Origin of the sequence: Arsenicibacter rosenii (genome assembly GCF_001870735.1) — a bacterium.
GTDB lineage: Bacteria > Bacteroidota > Bacteroidia > Cytophagales > Spirosomataceae > Arsenicibacter > Arsenicibacter rosenii.
In genome coordinates this window covers 1-412 of the sequence record NZ_MORL01000286.1, presented here as the reverse complement: position 1 = coordinate 412, position 412 = coordinate 1, and the positions used below count along the sequence as shown (strand labels likewise).

1 protein-coding gene is annotated in these 412 nt (G+C 43.1%); it reads left to right on the top strand.

Going from position 1 to position 412, the window contains the following annotated elements; genetic code table 11:
* Window positions 1-159 precede the first annotated feature (159 nt).
* Window positions 160-412 (top strand): LytTR family DNA-binding domain-containing protein (locus tag BLX24_RS33255; protein ID WP_177226015.1); only part of this gene is annotated, 253 nt, incomplete at its 3' end.

The window sequence follows — 412 nt, the reverse complement described above, 5'->3', positions numbered from 1 at the left end:
ATTATCAGTGCCTATCCTGAGTATGCCGTTGACAGTTACGAAATAGGCCGGGCGGCTGATTTTGTTGTAAAGCCCGTCAGTAACGAGCGACTACAGATTGCCATAACCAGGGCCCTGAAAAACNAGACAGATTCTTTTTTTTTCAAAGCAGGCCGTAAGATGATCCGTCTGCGGTTTTCAGAAATTGACTACATTCAGGCATATGATGCCTATTGTAAAGTATTCAACGGGGAGCAGATGAGTTTAATCAGTGAGCCCTTTTTTGTTGTCAACCGAACGTTGCCGGCGCATCTTTTTATACGCGTACACAAGTCTTACTTAATTAATGTCACAAAAATTACGGGCTATGACCGGCAGCATTTTTGGATCGGTAAATGTAAAATACCGATTGGCGGTTCATATAAAGCGGGTT